General features: G+C 55.3%; 14 protein-coding genes and 1 riboswitch. Of the genes, 11 read left to right on the top strand and 3 right to left on the bottom strand.

The features are described from left to right. Positions 1–83 precede the first annotated feature (83 nt). A complete protein-coding gene (locus IXC47_RS04310; protein WP_195874797.1) occupies positions 84–989 on the top strand; it encodes an alpha/beta hydrolase in 906 nt (301 codons plus the stop codon). Here IXC47_RS04310 and IXC47_RS04305 read toward each other — a convergent pair. Then, positions 934–4,224: an autotransporter outer membrane beta-barrel domain-containing protein gene (locus IXC47_RS04305; RefSeq protein ID WP_195874796.1), complete on the bottom strand. Its 3,291-nt coding sequence runs from the start codon at positions 4,222–4,224 to the stop codon at positions 934–936. The two genes, IXC47_RS04310 and IXC47_RS04305, sit on opposite strands and share 56 nt — an antisense overlap. A gap of 497 nt (positions 4,225–4,721) precedes the next feature. Here IXC47_RS04305 and IXC47_RS04300 point away from each other — a divergent pair, with 497 nt between their 5' ends. From IXC47_RS04300 to IXC47_RS04285, 4 genes are all read left to right on the top strand, one after another. Next, positions 4,722–5,501: a ferredoxin--NADP reductase gene (locus tag IXC47_RS04300; RefSeq protein ID WP_175625370.1), complete on the top strand. Its 780-nt coding sequence runs from the start codon at positions 4,722–4,724 to the stop codon at positions 5,499–5,501. A 409-nt stretch (positions 5,502–5,910) separates the two neighbouring features. Beyond that, positions 5,911–7,590 (top strand): efflux RND transporter periplasmic adaptor subunit, encoded by a 1,680-nt coding sequence (locus IXC47_RS04295; protein ID WP_195874795.1) that lies wholly within the window; start codon positions 5,911–5,913, stop codon positions 7,588–7,590. A gap of 11 nt (positions 7,591–7,601) precedes the next feature. Next, on the top strand, positions 7,602–9,575 hold the full coding sequence (locus IXC47_RS04290) for a MacB family efflux pump subunit (RefSeq protein ID WP_195874831.1): 1,974 nt from the start codon (positions 7,602–7,604) through the stop codon (positions 9,573–9,575). Between the two features lie 10 nt (positions 9,576–9,585). After that, positions 9,586–10,995, top strand: a complete 1,410-nt coding sequence (locus tag IXC47_RS04285; protein WP_195874794.1) for an efflux transporter outer membrane subunit — start codon at positions 9,586–9,588, stop codon at positions 10,993–10,995. 64 nt (positions 10,996–11,059) lie between these two features. Here the strand turns inward: IXC47_RS04285 and IXC47_RS04280 are convergent, their stop codons facing one another. After that, positions 11,060–12,349, bottom strand: coding sequence for a purine-cytosine permease family protein (locus tag IXC47_RS04280; protein WP_195874830.1), 1,290 nt, complete (start codon positions 12,347–12,349; stop codon positions 11,060–11,062). 54 nt (positions 12,350–12,403) lie between these two features. Then, positions 12,404–12,499, bottom strand: a riboswitch (TPP riboswitch). Between the two features lie 307 nt (positions 12,500–12,806). Between IXC47_RS04280 and IXC47_RS04275 the strand changes: the two genes are divergently transcribed. After that, positions 12,807–13,244, top strand: coding sequence for a nuclear transport factor 2 family protein (locus tag IXC47_RS04275; RefSeq protein WP_230089379.1), 438 nt, complete (start codon positions 12,807–12,809; stop codon positions 13,242–13,244). 310 nt (positions 13,245–13,554) lie between these two features. Further along, the gene (locus IXC47_RS04270) at positions 13,555–14,463 is read left to right on the top strand and encodes a methylglyoxal synthase (RefSeq protein WP_195874792.1); all 909 of its coding nucleotides are present in this window, start codon (positions 13,555–13,557) and stop codon (positions 14,461–14,463) included. Between the two features lie 41 nt (positions 14,464–14,504). Here IXC47_RS04270 and IXC47_RS04265 read toward each other — a convergent pair whose 3' ends face one another. Beyond that, the gene (locus tag IXC47_RS04265; protein ID WP_175625374.1) at positions 14,505–15,317 is read right to left on the bottom strand and encodes a phosphate/phosphite/phosphonate ABC transporter substrate-binding protein; all 813 of its coding nucleotides are present in this window, start codon (positions 15,315–15,317) and stop codon (positions 14,505–14,507) included. A gap of 282 nt (positions 15,318–15,599) precedes the next feature. On the opposite strand from IXC47_RS04265, the gene IXC47_RS04260 reads away from it, so the two are divergent. From IXC47_RS04260 to IXC47_RS04245, 4 genes are all read left to right on the top strand, one after another. After that, positions 15,600–16,088, top strand: coding sequence for a LapA family protein (locus tag IXC47_RS04260; RefSeq protein WP_175625375.1), 489 nt, complete (start codon positions 15,600–15,602; stop codon positions 16,086–16,088). Between the two features lie 127 nt (positions 16,089–16,215). Further along, the gene (locus IXC47_RS04255; protein ID WP_175625376.1) at positions 16,216–16,641 is read left to right on the top strand and encodes a flagellar basal body-associated FliL family protein; all 426 of its coding nucleotides are present in this window, start codon (positions 16,216–16,218) and stop codon (positions 16,639–16,641) included. Between the two features lie 116 nt (positions 16,642–16,757). Continuing rightward, on the top strand, positions 16,758–17,009 hold the full coding sequence (locus IXC47_RS04250) for a DUF1289 domain-containing protein (RefSeq protein WP_230089378.1): 252 nt from the start codon (positions 16,758–16,760) through the stop codon (positions 17,007–17,009). Between the two features lie 108 nt (positions 17,010–17,117). Next, a complete protein-coding gene (locus IXC47_RS04245; protein WP_195874791.1) occupies positions 17,118–18,788 on the top strand; it encodes a peptide chain release factor 3 in 1,671 nt (556 codons plus the stop codon). Positions 18,789–18,855: the final 67 nt, after the last annotated feature.

Below are 18,855 nucleotides of genomic sequence, written 5' to 3'. Positions count from 1 at the left end.
TGCGGTGAGCAGTACCGGTTGCGTTATCCATCATATTTTGTCCATCAGCTTGACGGCTGCATTAATTGCAGAGACATTAAGCGATGGATTTTTTTTATATTCAATCAGACACAGGTTCCCGCCTGCTGCGCTATCTTTCCGTGCTTTTCACAGGCCTCTTGTTATCCGCTTGCGCGATGACGACGGGTGAGCGTTATCAACTGATAGCGCAAGAGGGCAAGGCTGCCGGATTTGCCCCAGTCAGCTTTGGTAGTGCACCGCAGCTGACCGGCTTGCTGCATACACAAACACCTGCGCCCACATCTGTTGCTTACCTGTGGGTCGTCATAGAAGGTGACGGCCGCGCCTGGCTGAATATGCGTGAACCGTCGATGGATCCGACACCGGTGGATCCGGTCGGCTGGCGACTCGCAAAAGACATCTCACAAAAAAACGTGCTGTACCTGGCACGTCCTTGCCAGTACCTGAGCAGCGACGAACTTGAAGCCTGCTCGGTAGCGGACTGGACCGATGGTCGCTTTGCCGAGAAATGGGTGCAACGCCTGAATGCGGCAGTGGAGCAAGCCAAACGCATGACCCATGCGAAACAAGTCGTGCTGGCAGGTTATTCGGGTGGAGGCGTGATGGCAGCGCTGGTGGCGGCGCGGCGTGATGATGTGGTGCTATTGATGACGGTGGCATCGCCGCTCGATCATGCCGCGTGGACCACGCATCACAAGGTGACGCCGTTAAATGCTTCTTTGAGTGTGGTGGCAGTGCAGCAGAAACTGGCGCATTTGCCGCAAGTACATGTAGTGGGAGCCGACGACCAGGTGGTGCCGTCGTTTTTACTGCAGGACTTCCTGCGTCGCTATCCGGCAACTACCCCGGCAGAGCTTGTGACCCTGCCGGGTGTCGATCATCGTATGCGTACGCCTATCGATTTGAACCGGATCAGAAGTTCCAGATCGCTTTTGCCGTCAATTGATGGCCCAGGTATTTATCCCTGACTTCCATATCGTAGCCAACTGCAACAGTGGTGCCGCTGGCTGTGACTTTGCGGTAACCGACGCCCAGTTGCAATGCTTCGCGTCCTGGTTGTACACCTGCGATTTTGAAGGCCGGACCACCGATCGCGAACGATGCTTCGATCGCCGGAGTATCAGCAAATTCATGCAGGTAACGGGCACGCAGCGTTGCGCTGGATGAGGCGCTCAGCTTGTTGCTGAACTCTACGCCCAATACGCTTTGTACCGAGTTGGCGCTGGTGCTGGCCACGGTTTGTGCCGAGGTGCCGCCGGTTTCGGTGTAGCTGCCATTGTCGAGGCGGCTGACACGTGCACCCAGCAACCAGCGACCACTCCATGTGGCATCCAGTACGAATGGCAGGCCGTATTCAAAGCGCGCGCCGATCTGGTTGCCGGAGAATTTGCCACGCAGGCTTTCATTGAAGCCAGGAATGCTGACCAGACGTTGCGTGGTGTAGCGGTTGGCAGATATCGCCAGGCTCGCATCCAGTGTGTAGCTGCTTTCGGTACGGCTGAAGTAGCCACCGACATGCAGCGATTTGACGTCATTGTCGTCGCCTGCGCCGCTATCGCGACCATCGCTGCCAGCCTGTGTGTAACCACCCGAAATACCGACCATATCGGTCTTGTTCAGATCGGTTTCATAACCGACTGCCAGACCTTGTGCATCGAGGTCAAAACCATTGGCCCCCTTGCGTGCTTTTTGTTTGGCGATCGAGGCCAGGCCTTGTACCCAGAAACGATTGCCAGCGGCATCACCACCAGCCAGACCGGTTTTGTTCAGCGCGACTTGTTCACCGCCACGTGCTGCATCCATGCGATTGTCAAAAGCAGAGAACACGCTGCCTTGTGCTGCTGTCGCTGCCGATTGTGCTGCTGCATTGGTTTCTGGTGCCAGTTGTGAAGTGGCGTCGGACAGGGCTTTGGCATTCGGCAGGGATTGCAGGCTGTTCAAGAGCTTGAGGCCTTGTTCCGAATTCGAGAAACCGCTCGAAGCCAGTTGGTTCAGCGAATTAGCCAAGTTGCCGAGGTTTTGCGGGACGACATTGGCCAGACCGTTTTGACGATGCGCGACCAGTTGCAGGTCATTGCCGCTGCCTTGCAGGGTGTAGGTGTAGAACGCGCCGCTGCCGTTATTGATTTGCAGGTTGGCAGCGCTGGCGTTCAGCGTACCTGCCGAGATCAGCGTGTAGTTGGAGCCGTCAGCTACCGAGCCTGTGATCAATGGGCGTATGGTTGCGCCGCTGGCGAGGTTGGCATTGCCGGTGACGGTGATGGTATCGCTGGCATTGTTTGCACCGATGCGTGCTTCCAGAACGCCGCTGGCACCTTGCTCGTAGTTACCGGCGACAGTCACGTTGCGGAAAGTATCGCCGCTTGGTGCTTGCAAGGTACCGTTGACAGTGAGGTTGCCGCTGGCATTGACATCACCGTTGATGCGCAGGTTGCCGCCTGCATCGACCTGCAGGTTGTTGACGTTGTTCAGTGCGTAGTTAAAGGTGGTATTGCCACCGAGGACGGTGATGTTCTGGAAGTTGCTCAACTGACCTGCATTGAAGTTTTGCGTGCCATTGGTTTCCAGTGCGTTGACGCCGGTACCGCCGTCTATGCTGCCGACCACGACGCCACCCAGCAGACGTAAGGTATCGTCACCACTACCCATATCGATCGCCAGGCCGTTTTTACCTTCGATGCGACCGTAGTTGACCAGCACGTCGTCGCCTGCGCCCATTTGTACTGCTGCGCCTGCTACGGTGCTATTGTTCTCGCCGAGACGGGTTGCGTCTGCGCCGCCTGTGATGACGCCTGTTGCGCCGTTGATGACGGTGTCGTTAAACGTGCCGACCAGGCCGATCGCGACTTTTTTGTCACCGATGATGTTGCCTTCGTTGACGATGCGTATCGCCGCGCCGGTTGCTGTTGCAGTGCCGCGACCTGCAGCGATCGCAGTGCCGTCAGAACCGTCATCTATCAATATGCCTTTGGACTGGCCGTAGATGGTCGCACCCGCATGGTTGATGATGGTGCCGCCGCCAGCTGCAATGCCGTCAGCGCCGTTCGGAGCACCGCCGGAATCAAAACCGCCTGCACCCAGGCCCTGGATGCGGCCATAGTTTTCTACATAAGCCACGCCGTCGATATCGACACCGTCGCCGTCACCGTTACTGGTAGTCAGGCCAAGGCCGCCGTGGTCATAGACATTGCCGGCACCTGCGTATTTACCTGTGATGGTGCCGTAGTTGATAACCACGCCATGGCCGTCCAGGCCCACACCGGAACCGTTGTTGCCGGTGATGTTGCCACCAGCCATATTGATGACGACCGGGTTGAGTATGCTGATGCCGGATGTGGTGACGCCATTCACGACTTTGTCGAATACCACGCCGTTAGGGGTGACAGATGTAACGATCAGGCGATCAACGCCGATCAGGTTCGCATCTGCTGCTGCGGCGATCGGATCACCGCCATCCACACCGTGGCGCGGGCCGGTGATGGTGCCATAGTTCAGGATGGCGACATTCTTCATGCCGTTTTCTATCGCGACGCCGTCGGCTGCCGAGAAAGCGCTGCTTGGGCAGCTGGTGGTGCCCAGGTAGTCAGGGCACTTGGTGTTGACGATGCCGGTCGAGAAAATCTGGCCGTAGTTGGTCAGCAGGGTATTCGAGCCGAGGCGCAGCGCGTCGTCGCCGGTGGAGCTGATAACGGCCAGTTTGTTGCTGGCCGAGCCGTTGATGATTTGATTGCCGGTGGTCGTGAAGTCGACGTCGACCTTGATCGCGCGCTTGCCGCCAGCATTCACACCTGTTTGCGAAATGGTACCCTGGTTATTGATGACGAAGCTGTCGGTGGCTTTGCCTACACGTATAGCTACGTCGCCCACGGCATTGATGACGCCGCCGAGGTAGTTGTTGATGGTGATGTTGGTTGCAGCGGCATTGGCATCTATGCCACGGCCACCAGTGGCCTGGCTGATGGTGCCGTAGTTGTTGATGACGGAGGTGCCGGCGTTGACGGTAATCGCGGCGTTGCTGTTTGGCGTGGAAACGATCAGGCTGGCACCTTGCTGTACTGTGGCAGTCGCAGCAGTCAGCGTTTTGGCGACGGTGTCATTTGTTCCAGTAGTGACAGTGAATTGGGCATAGGCAGGCAGGGCAAAAACGGCTTGTAGTGCTATTACCAGCGGGAGTGGCCGTAGCTGTTTGTCACTGAAACGCATGTTTAGTCTCCGAATAAATTGCCGGATTATGCGTAGGCCAAATGACAGCTTGATTACAGTTTTGTTACGGTTTGGTGAACAACAACAAATTTTTAACTAGTCCCTTGTTTGGGGCAAAAGCTTGGGTATACACCCGTAAATTCATATGGGCAGCTGTGCTTTAAGCGTTCTGGTTATAAGCAAATGACAATTCCATCATTATCAGAACGGTGCAGACCCTGTATCCTGACGAGCAATGTTGCCGAGTTATAAGGCATCCGTTATAATGAGAACGATTCTCAAGTAGTGTGTTCTGACCCATCTCCATCATGCAGCGTTTTGGCAATACTTACTGCTGGCCTGCTGATGTCTGCGGTAGTTCAGTCCCGACTGGTAAAATACCGGCTCCTTTTTCCCGGGAAACTCGGGAGCATCTGTCGGCACGCTCGCAATTTGTTTGCCCGTCTGCCTCGCTTGTTTGTACAAAAACAATTTGATATTTAGGATGTATTGATTTTATGGCTGCTTTTGACACTGTTCGTGTTCTCTCTGTCCACCACTGGAACGACACGCTGTTTTCTTTCACCACCACCCGTGAACCAAGCTTCCGCTTTGAAAGCGGCCATTTCGTCATGATCGGTTTGCCGATCGATGGCAAGAATGTGTTGCGTGCTTATAGTATTGCCAGCCCGTCGTGGGAAGAGCATCTGGAATTCCTGTCGATCAAGGTACAGGACGGTGCGTTGACCAAACATCTGCAAAACCTGAAAGTTGGTGATGAAGTACTGGTCGGCCGCAAGCCTACCGGTACGCTGGTTATTTCCGATCTGCTGCCAGCCAAACGTTTGTTCCTGTTCGGTAGCGGTACTGGCCTCGCTCCATTCATGAGCATCATCCGTGATCCGGATACCTACGAGCGCTTCGACCAGGTCGTCCTGGTACACGGTGTGCGTCTGGTGAGCGAGCTGGCTTACCGTGATTACGTCGCCAATGAATTGCTGCAAATTGAAGGCCTGGGTGAAGAGATTGCCGCCAAGTTGCTGTACTACCCAACCGTGACACGCGAACCTTTTGTCAATGAAGGTCGTATCACAACCGCAATCTCGACCGGCAAAATGTGCGAAGACCTGGGCATCGATCCTATGAGCCCATTGACCGACCGCGCGATGATTTGCGGTAGCCCTGAGATGTTGAAAGACACCGCTGGCGAACTCGACAAACTCGGCTTTGAAGTATCGCCAGGTATAGGTCAGCCAGGTGACTACGTGATCGAACGCGCTTTCGTCGATCGCGGCTAATATCCTCCCGGGAGCGGCAGCAGTTGTCTGCCGCAATCCAGAAAAAGGCGCTGAATGTTGAACGAACATTCAGCGCCTTTTTTATTGTCTGTCGCACTTCACAAATCTTTACCTTATGGATACGGGGATAGTCTTGATTATGCGTGGCAGACTCGTTATCTTTAGGTGCCGTTAAGCCGGTGCTGTTATTGCCCCGGATGCACGTCACACGCCAGCCACGCCATTACGTTTTGGAATAGCCAGCCAGTCCGGGCAGGACTTGTGCACTATCCGTAATTTCCTTGTCATGCCCATGCTTCAGGATAGCGCATTCATTCAGCGCCTGATCCGTGAACTTGCAGTCTGCGGCAGATTTACTTTCGTGCTGTATCAACCAATTTAATCGTTCATTTTTCGTATGCCTTTGTCCATGAAGCCCACTTCCTTTCTCACCGGCCTGCGCCAGCGTCTTTTCAGTCGTCGTGCATTGATCGCCTTATTGATCGTGCTAGTCGCGGCTACCAGCTATTGGGGTTGGAAGAAGTTCTATGGCAAAAAGGATCCGCGTGAAATGTATCAGGTCGCCGAAGTGCAGCGCGGCGATATCCAGGATCTGGTCACGGCAACCGGTACCGTGCAGCCGCTGGAGTATGTGGATGTCGGTGCACAGGTCTCCGGACAATTGAAGAAGCTGTACATAGAAGTTGGTTCGGTCGTGAAAGAGGGCGACTTGCTGGCCGAGATCGACCCTACCGTTTTCCTGGCACAAGTGGATGCGCGCCGTGCGGGGTTGCGTAATCAATTGGCGACGATGAAAGATCGCGAATCGCAACTGGCACTGGCAACGCTGCAATATAACCGGCAGAAAAACCTGATGGCAGCCGATGCCACCACTGCTGATTCCATGCAAACAGCAGAAGCTGCATTGCGTTCGGCCAAGGCGCAAATCGATGCCTTGCAGGCGCAGATCGAACAGACACAATCCACCTTGCGTGCCGACGAAGCCAATCTCAACTACGCAAAAATTTATGCGCCCATGGATGGCACAGTGGTTTCACTGACTGCACGCCAGGGCCAGACCTTGAATGCAAACCAGACCGCACCGACCATCTTGCGCATCGCTGATCTGTCGACGATGACAGTACAGACCCAGGTGTCGGAAGCGGAAGTTGGCAAGCTGCGCAAGGGTATGGAAGTCTACTTCACCACATTGGGTAGCCAGGGACGTCGCTGGTATGGTGCGCTGCGCAAGGTCGAGCCTACGCCTACTGTGACCAACAACGTGGTCTTGTATAACGCCTTGTTTGACGTACCGAATAAAAACCAGGCCTTGTTGCCAAGTATGACGACACAAGTTTTCTTTATCGCGGCAACCGCGAAAGATGCCTTGCTGGTGCCGACTGCGGCAGTCACTACCAGTCGTGGTACCGGTGGTCGTCGTGATCGTGGTGATGGTAGTGAGCGCAAGGCGGCCGAGCAAAAAGATAGTGCTGTTGGCGATAAGAAAACTGCAGACAAGAAAGCTGAGAAGCCGGAAGCTGGCAAACCTGCGGCGCCAGCTGCGACGGCAAATACCGACAAAGCGAAAGCTGGTAGCCATCCGTTTGCCAACATGACTTCGGAAGAACGTCGTGCTGCTCTGGAAAAAATGTCGCCAGAAGAACGTGACGCCATGCGTGAGCGCCGCCGTGCCTTGCGTGAAGCTGAGAAGGCGGCAGAGACACCTGCGACAGATACAGCAGTAGCCGCTGTTGCCGCTAAAAAGGAAGAAGCTAAATCTGCCAGGGGTGAAAAATCAGCGACGGATAATGCCAGGGACAATCCACCAGTGGAATCAACCAGCAGTGGCTTCGCTGAACAAGCTGTTACCCGTGCAGTCCGCACTGGCACCGTCAAAGTGATAGGCAAGGACGGCAATATCGAACAGCGTAAAGTCGAGCTGGGCGTGACCAATCGTGTACAGATGCAAGTACTGAGTGGCCTGGAAGAGGGCGATACCGTTATCCTCGGGCCCAAACTGCCGCCATCGACCAAACGTCCGGTATCGCCTGCTAACCAGCAAGGCGGCATGCCGCCAGGCATGGGCGGACCATCGGGCCGGGGTCGTTAATGGACGAGCAGATGGACATGGACGTCGTGAGTAACATCACGCGTCCGCATGATGAAACACCGCTGATAGAACTGCGCGGTGTCACCAAGACGTACCGCAATGGCGGGCTCGAAGTCGAGGTATTGCACGGCATAGACCTGAAGATTTATGAAGGCGAATTCGTCGCCATCATGGGCGCGTCGGGTTCCGGCAAGTCGACCTTGATGAACATCCTCGGGTGCCTGGATAGGCCGACCACCGGTAGTTATCACTTCATGGGACGCGACGTTTCCGGCTTTGAGCGTGATGAGCTGGCGATGTTGCGTCGTGACGATTTTGGCTTTGTGTTCCAGAGCTATAACCTGATTGCTTCAGCCAGCGCAGCAGAGAACGTCGAAGTACCTGCCATGTACTCCGGCTTGCCGCCCGCCGAGCGACATGCACGGGCACTGGCCTTGCTGACGGAACTAGGGCTGGAAGAACGTTCGCATCACAGACCTAATCAATTGTCCGGTGGTCAGCAGCAACGGGTATCCATCTCGCGTGCGCTGATGAATGGCGGCCGCATCATCCTGGCCGATGAGCCGACTGGTGCGCTGGATAGTAAAAGTGGGCAGGACGTGATGAAGCTGCTGGCTGACTTGTCGGCACGTGGTCATACAGTTCTCTTGATTACACATGCAAAGGAAGTTGCGGATCACGCGCAACGCCTGATCGAGATCAAGGATGGCCACATCCTGTCCGATCCGGGACCTGCGCAAAAAATGCCGACCCAGGCCGAGTTCGTACGTCCGTTGGTGACAGGTGTCGGTTCACGTCTGGGCGATATGCTGGAAGCCGCCAAGATGGCCTTGCGTTCCTTGCGTGCGAACTTCTTCCGTTCTGTACTGACGCTGCTGGGTATTGTGATTGGTGTGGCGTCGGTGATCGCGATGCTGGCGATCGGTGACGGTGCCAAGGCAGAAGTGGTCGAGCGTATCAGTGCGATGGGTTCCAACTTGCTGCTGGTGCGACCTGGCGTGCCTAACCAGCGTGGCTTCAATAGCACGGCGACGCTGGTAGTCGAAGACGTACGCGCGATCGATGAGTTGCCGAACGTGCTGGCCGCGGTGCCGGAGCAAAGCAGCAGCGTGACCTTGCGCTTTGGTACTTCGGATACTTCGACCAGCGTGACGGGTACCTCGGCCAAATTCCCGCTGGCGCGACAATGGCCAGTCGCGCAGGGTACTTTCTTCAGTGAAGAAGACGAATCGAATTACGCCGCCGTTGCGGTGCTCGGCAAAACGGTAGCAACTGCCTTGTTTGCGGATGAAAATCCTATCGGTGAATTTGTCCTGGTGAATAACCTGCTGTTCCAGGTCGTCGGTGTGATGTCGGAACGCGGGGCGTCGCCTATGGGTTCGGATCAGGATGATGTGGTGTTCGTGCCTTACTCCACCAGCAGCTTGCGTTTGTCGGGCCAGCGTTATCTGCGTAACGTCACGGTAGCGGTAGAGAATGTCGAGCACATAGACGATACGCAGGAAGAAGTCGACAAGCTATTGCTGGAGCGGCATGGCACGGTCGATTACCAGATCCGCAATATGGCCTCCATTATGGAAGCGATGGAGCAGACGCAGAATACGCTGACCATCCTGCTTGGTTCGATTGCGGCGATTTCGCTGCTGGTTGGTGGTATAGGCGTGATGAACATCATGCTGGTATCCGTCACCGAACGTACGCGGGAAATTGGGATCCGCATGGCAACTGGTGCACGTGAAGCCAACATCATGCAGCAGTTCCTGATTGAAGCCGTGGTGGTGTCGGCGATAGGTGGCGCGATCGGTGTAGTCGGTGGGCTGGCGACAGCCGCCGTGATCGATGCCTTCGGTACGCCTATCAAATACTCGCTGACCCCGGTGGTGCTGGCCTTTGGCTGTGCGTTCATGACGGGTCTGGTGTTTGGTTACCTGCCTGCGAAGAAAGCAGCGCAACTCGACCCTGTGGTCGCCTTGTCGGCAGAATGAAATGAAATCCATGAACACACGTATTACTTTCCGTCATACCCGCCTGGCACTGGCCGTCGCTGCCGTGCTGGCCCTGAGCGCCTGCGCCGGGCATATAGATGCGACCAAACCAAATGTTGAGTTGCCTGCCACCTGGGCAGAGTCCTCATCTGCTACCGCCGAATTGCAACGTGACTGGTGGCGCGGCTTTGGTTCGGATGAATTGTCTGGCCTGATCGATCAGGCGCTGGCCAACAATCCTGATTTGAATATTGCAGCAGAGCGCGTGACGCAGGCCGAGATCACGGCGCGTCTGGCCGATGCTTCCTTATTTCCTTTACTGACAGTCAGTGCGAATACCGGCGTCGGTTCCAACAAGCCGGGCGTAACGCCTACCGGCTGGACCAAAACGGAGAACACCGGTGTTGCACTCAGCGTCGCCTATGAAGTCGATGTGTGGGGCCGGGTAGCTGCAGTCGCCAGCGGTGCCAATGCCTCATTGAATGCCAGCCGCTATGATATGGAAACCGTGCGCCTGACGCTGACCACGGGTGTGGCGAATGCCTACTTCCAGACACTGGCCTTGCGCGTGCGCCTGAAGGTGGCGCAAGAGAATCTGGCGATTGCCGAGAAGGTGTATGCGATCGTCGAAGCGCGTTACCGCTATGGCTCGGCCTCGGCCCTCGATATGAGTCGTCAGCGCGGCACGGTGCTGGCGCAACGCAATATCCTGCTGCCTTTGCAGGTGCAGGAGCGGCAGACAGTCAGTGCACTGGCAATACTGCTCGGGCGTCAGCCGCAAGCCTTGCAGGTAGCGGCGCAGGATTTGAACGCATTGATGGTGCCGGAAGTCAGCCCGGGTTTGCCTTCGACACTGATCACGCGCAGGCCTGACCTGGCAAGTGTGGAAGCGCAACTGTATGCGGCCGATGCGAATGTGGCGGCAGCACGTGCGGCTTTGTTGCCGACGATTTCATTGACCGGTAGTGCAGGGAATTCCAGTGCTGCCTTGCTGGCGCTGGGCAATCCTGCATACGGCGTAGGGCTGACGGCTAGCTTTGTGCAGACCTTGTTTGACGGTAATCGCTTGCGTTTGCAAGTGCAGACCAGCGAATCAGTGCGTCGCCAGTTGGTCGAGAGTTACCGTCGCACCGTTTATGCATCGCTGAAAGAAGTCGATGATGCACTCAGCAACGCCAGCCGCAACCTGGCGCAGGAGCAGGCACAAATCGAAATCAGGAAAGAAGCGCGGCGTGCATTGCAATTATCTGAATTGCGCTATCGCGAAGGTGCGGATGATTTGAATACGCTGCTGGATGCGCAGCGTACCTTGTTCTCGGCTGATGACCAGTTGGCGCAGCTGCGTTTGTTGCGCCTGACTGGCACTACCGATGTCTTTAAATCACTGGGTGGTGGCTGGAGCAGGACGCCAGCGCAGTAAGCTGATATGCGAAATAAAAACGGCTGCCAGGGAAACCGGGCAGCCGTTTTTTGTTTTGTTTAATTTATGCAGATTGCAATGCGGGGCGGCGCGCGATGCGATAAATACTGCCCAGCAGCAGCGTAATCGCCAGTGCGGGCAAGGCCGAGCCGACTACCGGCCACATCATAGGGCATAGATGGAATGCGGCAATGCCGACCAGCCAGATCGCGACCGGCACTACGTTCACACCTTTATCCGTGGCTTCGCCCTTCAATGCCAATTGCGAAATCACCACGCCGAACAAAGGCACAAACACCGAGCTCAGGGTCAGCAGGAATGGTTCGAGGCCATGCATGGGCAGGAACAGCGCGCAGGCAGTTGCAACCAGTGCGAGCGTGATGCCCCAGAAACGTATCGTGAATTTGCCGTGCAGGAAGTTCAGCGAGACCGAGCCGGAATACACGTCACCGTAAGCATTATCCATTTCATCGATCAGGATCAGGCCGAGTGCAATCAGGCCGCCTTGTGCCAGCAGCAGGGTGGTCATCAGGTCGGCACCTGGATTGGAAGTGCTGACGATCAGTACGCCCAAAGCGTGGCACCAGATATTGGCCACCGCGAAGCCGAGCCAGGTGCCACGGAATGTTGTGGCACCCGCCTTGCCGTAGCGCGCGAAGTCAGCCACCAGCGGCAACCACGACACCGGCATCGCCATCACCAGGTCTATGCCTGCCAGCGTGCTCATCGAACCGTCACCAGCGCGATGCCAGATTGCGTCCAGGCCTTGTGCCTGTGCTTTCAGGACGAATTGGTAGGTCAGCCAGATCAGCGACAGGATCACCAGCGGCAAGCCGAAGCGACCGACGAACCAGCGCACCAGTCCTATCATCGAACCGGTCGCCAGGCCGACCAGCAGCAAGCCCCAGAACAAGGCAGTGACATACGGCAGCCAGATCGTATCGAGGCCGGTGATGTCCTTGATCAATGCCGTCGTGCCGTCGCGCATGACGACCAGCTCGAATGCGCTCCAGCCTATCAATTGCACTACGTTCAGGACCACCGGCAATTTGGCGAATGAAGTGCCCAGCGTCTGACACATCAGCACCGGGCTAGACAGGCCGCGTTCAAAACCGATATAGGCGACCAGCGCCAGCAAGGCAGCGCCGAGCACAGAGCCGACGATGATGGCGAACAGTGCGGTCTGTGTGCCAAGTGCAGTGCCAAGGAAAGCGCCGATTTGCATGACCAGCAGGCCGACACCGAGACTGAACCAGAGCGCGGCATGATCGCGGAAGGAAAACACGCGTTCGCTGGCAGGAATGGGAGTGAAAGCGGCATTGCTGCTGGCCGCAGGAGCGTTAGGTAAAGCCATCATGGTCTTTCAAAAAATAGATGGCAGGTCAGCGGATTCGATGCCGCGGCAGCGGCGATAGATTATGTGCTTTCCTGCGCGAGGATTACCTCAATCAGGTTCAACGGGTATCTCTCACCCACGCTATGCGCAGGACCCCGAGCCAAGTTTTCAGACAGGTCGCTACTTTGAGCCAAAAACCGTTTATAGGCAAGCCTCTGCGGGTAGCTGACCGGATTAGTGGCGGTCAGGACAAGTCCGACTTGTGCAACTTATAAGTGATTCCGGTGACCAAGCAGGCGAAAAAGCAGAAAAGACTCCAAAAAACTGAACGACCCGGACTCCATAATATTTTTTCACAAAACGGCAGAACTGCCGAAGTCAGGAGGTGACGATTTCATTTGAACAGGTTTCATTTTTTTATTCTTTAAAGAAAGGTTCTATTTCTATGTTTTTCCCGCGTACTGTAGTTGTATCTATGCTTGCTTTCGCTTTTGCTGGTCACGTTTATGCCAAGTCTGAAAAGTCTGAAGTGTGTCACGCCACTTCCGAAAAACAGATCGCTTCCTTGTTCGATCGCTGGAACGCCACGCTGCAAACCGGTGATCCGCAAAAAGTGGTCGCCAACTACGCCAGCAAATCCATACTGCTGCCGACTTTGTCGAACAAGCCGCGCCTGACGGCCGAAGAAAAAATTGATTACTTCAAACACTTCATGGAGCACAAGCCGGTTGGCACCATCAACAGCCGCACGATAGAGGTGAACTGCAATAGCGCCAGCGATTCCGGCTTGTATACCTTCAAGTTTGATGATGGCTCGGAAGTGAAGGCGCGTTATACCTACACGTACAAATGGGATGGCCGTGCATGGCTGATCTCCAGCCATCACTCATCTGCGATGCCGGAGAAAAACTAAAACGCTGTTGGAAAATGCCTGGCTTGGAGGTGCGGTGTTTGCGTACTTGGCTGCGCTTGATGCACAGCTATAAACCACAGGCCTAAAAAAGAAATGTCGGGTCGCACAATAAAACTTTGGAGGGGGAGCGACCCGACGAAAAAGGTTGATACTGTATAAAAACACAGTATAACATCGGCGTCGGCAAAAATCAAAAGCGCACATCAAGTCTGTTAAATATTTTCAGCCTTGTTGTACGAAAGATGAATAAAACTTGTCTCCATGATAAAGTTTGTGCGGTGCAATATTGCCCGTCTTCATTTTTATCCCTATGTCTGTTTCCCCGCATCAATTCCGCATCGGTTTAGCCACTAGTCGTACCCATCAGGATGCCCCGAATTCCGTCTTGGCCCGTTTGCTCAATGGCAGCCGTGTCGCGATCGAACAGCATTTGCAGCCGCAACTGATCGTCGTCGGACGCACATTGGATGCGATGGATCATCTGGGCCTGCTGAAGAATTACCCGCACATAGAACGCTTTCCATATGGTCGTCACGGCGGCTTGATGAAGCTGGTGTCACGCGTGGTGGATACCGATCCGACGCGTAGACTGGATGCCGTGATGTATTTGATGGACCCGGTGGATCCGTCCTCCATCTTTCCGGAAGCGGTCGCGCTGAAACGCCAATGCGTGATTCACGGCAAACCTTTCCTGTCGACGCTGGCTGGTGCGCAGGAATGGCTGGAGCTGGAATCCATCGCGACAGGCGCAGCACCGAATCCGGAGCTGGACGCGACCTTCGACCTGCAGCATGAAGGCATCGCGATGATTGCGCACGACGCGATGAAAGGCCGCATGCTGGAAATCGCCGAGCGTCATTTTGATTTGCTCGATCAGTTTGGTTTCCGCTGTGCGACCGGTACCACTGGCAGCCTGCTCAACAAGCTGGCGCAAAAGATCAAAGGCGAGGAAGCAGGGCGCAACTGGATCAAGCCTTACCTGAGCGGGCCTATGGGTGGCGATGCACAGATCGCTGAACTTATACTTGACCGGGATCAGTGTAGGCGCGTGCTATTCCTCGAAGATCCGCATGTGGCGCGCCAGCATGAAGCCGACATCCAGTTGCTGGAACGGGCGGCGCGCACGGTGACTGATTACGCGCTGTGTATCAGTAACGAGAATTGCGGTGAACGCTGGCTGGATTTGCTGCAGAAGCGCGTAGCTTTACGCGCAGTTTGAAAAGCTGACGGACTGCATGAGTATGCAGCCCGGTTTGGTTGTTAGAGGCCGAGACGTGCGGTCGCTTCATCCATCACTGCGGCATTCCACGGCACAAAGCCGCTCATGCCGATGCGGGACAGGGCAGTGCGACCAGCCTCACTGTCCGGCAAAGTCAGCAACAGGGTTTTGACTTTTTCGCGGTCAGATTCGCTCAGTTTCTTCGACGCCAGGAATTGCTTTATAGGGATGGGTTTGGTCTCCGCCAGGATGCGACCGCCTTTGGCAGTCCAGGCCTTGGCGACACCGGCCGAACCAGTAACACCGGCATCGACAAAGCCGTTATCGATCATGAACGGCACTGCGTCCTGATAGCGGGTCGGGGTGTAGGTTTTTTCCGGATTGGTGAAGCGCAATTCGTGCAGGTTGGCGGTGAACATCACGGTGGTGATCGATTCGACCGACGGTACGCCTATTTTTTTGCCGCGCAGGTCTTGCAGGGTTTTCAGAGGTGACGCTTGCGCTACCAGTACGCGTGCACGGTAGTCGGTAAAGCCTTTGGCGGTGACCAGGCCTTCATAGCCATTCTTTTTGACCGCCTGCAAACCGATGTGAGCCGGATGGATGAAGGCGAGGTCGTATTTTCCTTCGGCCAGGCCTTTTTCAAATACCGCGTATTTGTCCACATTTTGCAACTTTACGTTTTGCTTGAGCTCTTTGGAGAGTAACGCCAACAGTGGTTTGTAACGTTCGCTGGCTGGTCCGCCTTCCTGATATGTCACACCTTCATTGATGGCCAGCACCAGGTCTTGCGCCGCTGCGGAGTTGATTCCGGCCGCCAATAAAGTCATGGCCAGAAAAGATGCGAGTTTCATATACGGCGCTCCGTAAAAATTGTTTTTATTGAGTAACTAATTCCACCGTGAATGTTACATTAACAATGCGCGGCAAAAGAGTTTTTATTGCATCTGCGCATCAATGCACAACAGTTTATTTAATTTATATCAATACCCAGTAAGTGGCCGGGTGTCGCAGGACACGATGCAATAAAAAAGGGTTGATCGTAAATCGTATGCAGTATGTGCGTTAGCCCATAGTTATAGCCCGGTTGTTTGCTTAGTATTTAGCGATGTGCCAACAAAAGGAGCGTGACCACTATGCAGATTCGTACTCTGTTCTTCGTTATCATCCTCGGAGCTATCGTTGCACTGGCGGCCTTGAACTGGGAAGCCTTTAATACCCCGACCGCGCTGTGGCTGGGCGTGGCGACCGTGCAAGCGCCTTTGGGATTGGTAATGCTGGGTCTGACCGGTGCGCTGACGTTTTATTTCCTGGTCTGCATCCTCTACCTGCAATCTTCGGTGATGCTGGAAGCACGTCGTCATGCGAAGGAATTGCAAAACAGCCGGGAGCTGGAAGCGTCACGTTTCAGCGAGCTGCATCGTTTCATCGAAGAAGAAATCCAGTCGGTGGCCAAGCAGGATGCGGAAGCCCAGACCGCCTTGTTGCAGCGCCTCGATAAACTCGATACCGGTGTCGTGTCGGCGGTGGAGCAAAGTGGCAATACACTGGCGGCCTACATCGGTGAGCTGGAAGACCGGCTGGAGCGCGGTGGCACCACGGTTACACCGAATCGACCTGTGTAATCAGCCGTATACGCACTGTGCCAGGCAAGTAAGGGTGTTGTAAAACTTGCAAACAGGCAACAAAATTCTGCGGCACGGGGTACATCAGTTAAACTAGTACCCCTTCTCCCTCTCTACGAGCTTCAACATGTCACCTGCCCGGCAATCCGGCAATTCCTTACTTGCGATACTTGTCGGTATGCTGGCCATCATGATCGTGGTCGCCGCCGGTATTGCCTTTGCCTGGTATTACCTCGAATCCGGCAAGAAACATGTGCCGCCGATTGCCTACGCCAGCTTTGATCCTATCGTGGTGCGTTCATCCGAGTTCGCGATCAAGACCACCATCGTGTTACAAACTGCGCCTGAGGAAGCCGCCTGGGTGCAGGGCAATAAAGCCGCGCTGACAGTGGCTTTGCAGACCGCTTTGGCCAGTGCTGATATCGAGCGGGTGAAGACGCCGGAAGGCGTGGCCTATATCCAGGGCCTGCTGCGCGATGCCGCCAACAAAGCGCTGCAGACGCGCAGTGTGCAAGAGGTCTTGCTGACCGATTATGTGTTGCAACTGAACTGACCTAGTCAGCCCAAGCCAGCTCAAACTGCCAGCCTTAACCAGGTTTTCGCCACGCGGAGCCGCAGAACGGAAATATCGAATAAGATCAGATATTTGCCGTAAGAGTCATTTGTCGCATGAGTAAGCCTGATAATCCCGAAAAAGTCGTCAACGACGCTGTCCCTGCCAACCAGCCAGCTGACAAGCCACGCAATACCCTGCGTCCCGATTCACCTTGTGCCGGTTATTGCTCGACCTCGCATGGCGATGAAATCTGCAAGGGTTGCGGCCGTACCTTCGATGAAGTGATCAACTGGATCATTTACGACGATGAGGAAAAAGCCGCAGTATGGGCGCGCCTGGAAGCAGCGGGCTTGGTAAAACGTTAAGTGTTCCCCGATTGGGCGGGTTGTACCGCCGCCCGGTTATTCCCCGTCTGTCATAGACTTACAGGTCAAGAAACGGTAGACTTTAGCCCTTTTTCCAAGGGCTATTCCATGTCCGCCGCGCCCGAAACACCAACACCCGATTCCGCTGAAACAGAAGCGTTTGAACCGCGTACCGTTACCTCCGACCTGATCAATAGCGAAGTTGCGCGTCGTCGCACCTTTGGCATCATCTCTCACCCGGATGCAGGTAAAACCACCCTGACTGAAAAGCTGTTGCTGTTCTCGGGTGCGATTCAGCTCGCCGGTACCGTCAAGGGACGCAAGAGCGGTCGCCATGCGACTTCCGACTGGATGGACATCGAGAAGCAGCGCGGCATTTCGGTCGCCAGCTCGGTCATGCAGTTCGAGTACCGCGATCACGTCGTCAACCTGCTCGATACCCCGGGCCACCAGGACTTTTCGGAAGATACCTATCGGGTGCTGACAGCCGTCGATTCCGCGCTGATGGTGATCGATGCGGCCAAGGGTGTGGAAGAACAAACGATCAAACTGCTGAACGTTTGCCGCATGCGCAACACGCCCATCATTACCTTCATGAACAAGCTGGACCGTGAAACACGCGATCCGCTGGAATTGCTGGATGAGTTGGAATCGGTACTGAAGATAGAATGCGCGCCGGTCACCTGGCCGATCGGCATGGGTAAAAATTTCCGCGGCGTGTATCACTTGCTGCGCGATGAAATCATGCTGTTTGCAGCCGGTAACGAAAAAGCCGACCAGACTTTTGAAATCGTCAAAGGCATAGACAATCCGCGCCTGGCGGAAATGTTCCCGCAAGAAATCGAACAACTGAAAATGGAAGTCGAACTAGTACACGGTGCTTCGCATCCGTTTGAACTGGAAGCCTTCCTCAACGGTACGCGTACACCGGTCTTCTTCGGTTCCGCGATCAACAACTTCGGTGTGCGCGAAATCCTGAACGCCTTGCTGGATTGGGCACAGCCTCCGCGTGAGCGTGATGCCACCGTGCGTTCGGTCAAACCAACCGAGCTGCCATTCTCCGGCTTCGTCTTCAAGATCCAGGCGAATATGGATCCGGCGCACCGCGATCGTATCGCCTTCCTGCGCGTATGCTCGGGACGCTTTGAGCGCGGCATGAAAATCAAGCATTTACGCCTGAACCGTGAGATCAAGGTCTCCAGCGTGGTGACCTTCATGGCGTCTAGCCGTGAGCAAGTGGAAGAGGCGTACGCCGGCGACATCATAGGCTTGCCGAATCACGGCAATATGCAGATCGGTGACAGCTTCTCTGAAGGCGAATTGCTGCAGTTCACCGGCATTCCTTACTTTGCACCGGACTTCTTCCGCGCGGTGCGTATCCGCAATCCACTGAAGATCAAGCAATTGCACAAGGGTTTGCAGCAGTTGGGTGAAGAGGGTGCGATCCAGGTGTTCAAACCTATCAATAGCAGCGACCTCGTGCTGGGTGGTGTTGGTGTACTGCAGTTCGAGGTAGTCGCCAGCCGTTTGCTCAACGAATATGGCGTCGATGCCGTATTCGAAGGCACCAGCATCAGCAGCGCACGCTGGATCACTTGCGATGACAAAAAAATGCTGGCCGATTTTGAAAAATCATCGGCCGGTCATAACCTCGCACATGATGCCGCAGGCAACCTCGCTTACCTCGCCAGCTCGGGTGTGAACCTGCGACTTACACAGGAACGCTGGCCTGGCGTGACCTTCCACGAAACGCGTGAGCACGCAGTCAAACTGAGCTGATAGTGTTCACCTTATCCCGTTGCTGCCTTCGCCGTTGCAGTAGCGGGATCAAATTTCCCTCCCTGAT

The organism is Herminiimonas contaminans (assembly GCF_015645465.1).
Taxonomy (GTDB): domain Bacteria; phylum Pseudomonadota; class Gammaproteobacteria; order Burkholderiales; family Burkholderiaceae_D; genus Oxalicibacterium; species Oxalicibacterium contaminans.
Note: the sequence above shows the minus strand (reverse complement) of the source record. Positions and strands in the feature narration are given on the sequence as shown.

What these genes read in the sequence shown, in the direction of transcription:
- IXC47_RS04305 (WP_195874796.1), bottom strand. Translation starts at nt 4,224, where the DNA reads ATGCGTTTCAGTGACAAACAGCTACGGCCACTCCCGCTGGTAATAGCA.
- IXC47_RS04280 (WP_195874830.1), bottom strand. Translation starts at nt 12,349, where the DNA reads ATGGCTTTACCTAACGCTCCTGCGGCCAGCAGCAATGCCGCTTTCACT.
- IXC47_RS04245 (WP_195874791.1), top strand. Translation starts at nt 17,118, where the DNA reads ATGTCCGCCGCGCCCGAAACACCAACACCCGATTCCGCTGAAACAGAA.
- IXC47_RS04260 (WP_175625375.1), top strand. Translation starts at nt 15,600, where the DNA reads ATGCAGATTCGTACTCTGTTCTTCGTTATCATCCTCGGAGCTATCGTT.
- IXC47_RS04285 (WP_195874794.1), top strand. Translation starts at nt 9,586, where the DNA reads ATGAACACACGTATTACTTTCCGTCATACCCGCCTGGCACTGGCCGTC.
- IXC47_RS04270 (WP_195874792.1), top strand. Translation starts at nt 13,555, where the DNA reads ATGTCTGTTTCCCCGCATCAATTCCGCATCGGTTTAGCCACTAGTCGT.
- IXC47_RS04310 (WP_195874797.1), top strand. Translation starts at nt 84, where the DNA reads ATGGATTTTTTTTATATTCAATCAGACACAGGTTCCCGCCTGCTGCGC.
- IXC47_RS04250 (WP_230089378.1), top strand. Translation starts at nt 16,758, where the DNA reads ATGAGTAAGCCTGATAATCCCGAAAAAGTCGTCAACGACGCTGTCCCT.
- IXC47_RS04300 (WP_175625370.1), top strand. Translation starts at nt 4,722, where the DNA reads ATGGCTGCTTTTGACACTGTTCGTGTTCTCTCTGTCCACCACTGGAAC.
- IXC47_RS04275 (WP_230089379.1), top strand. Translation starts at nt 12,807, where the DNA reads ATGCTTGCTTTCGCTTTTGCTGGTCACGTTTATGCCAAGTCTGAAAAG.
- IXC47_RS04265 (WP_175625374.1), bottom strand. Translation starts at nt 15,317, where the DNA reads ATGAAACTCGCATCTTTTCTGGCCATGACTTTATTGGCGGCCGGAATC.
- IXC47_RS04295 (WP_195874795.1), top strand. Translation starts at nt 5,911, where the DNA reads ATGAAGCCCACTTCCTTTCTCACCGGCCTGCGCCAGCGTCTTTTCAGT.
- IXC47_RS04290 (WP_195874831.1), top strand. Translation starts at nt 7,602, where the DNA reads ATGGACATGGACGTCGTGAGTAACATCACGCGTCCGCATGATGAAACA.
- IXC47_RS04255 (WP_175625376.1), top strand. Translation starts at nt 16,216, where the DNA reads ATGTCACCTGCCCGGCAATCCGGCAATTCCTTACTTGCGATACTTGTC.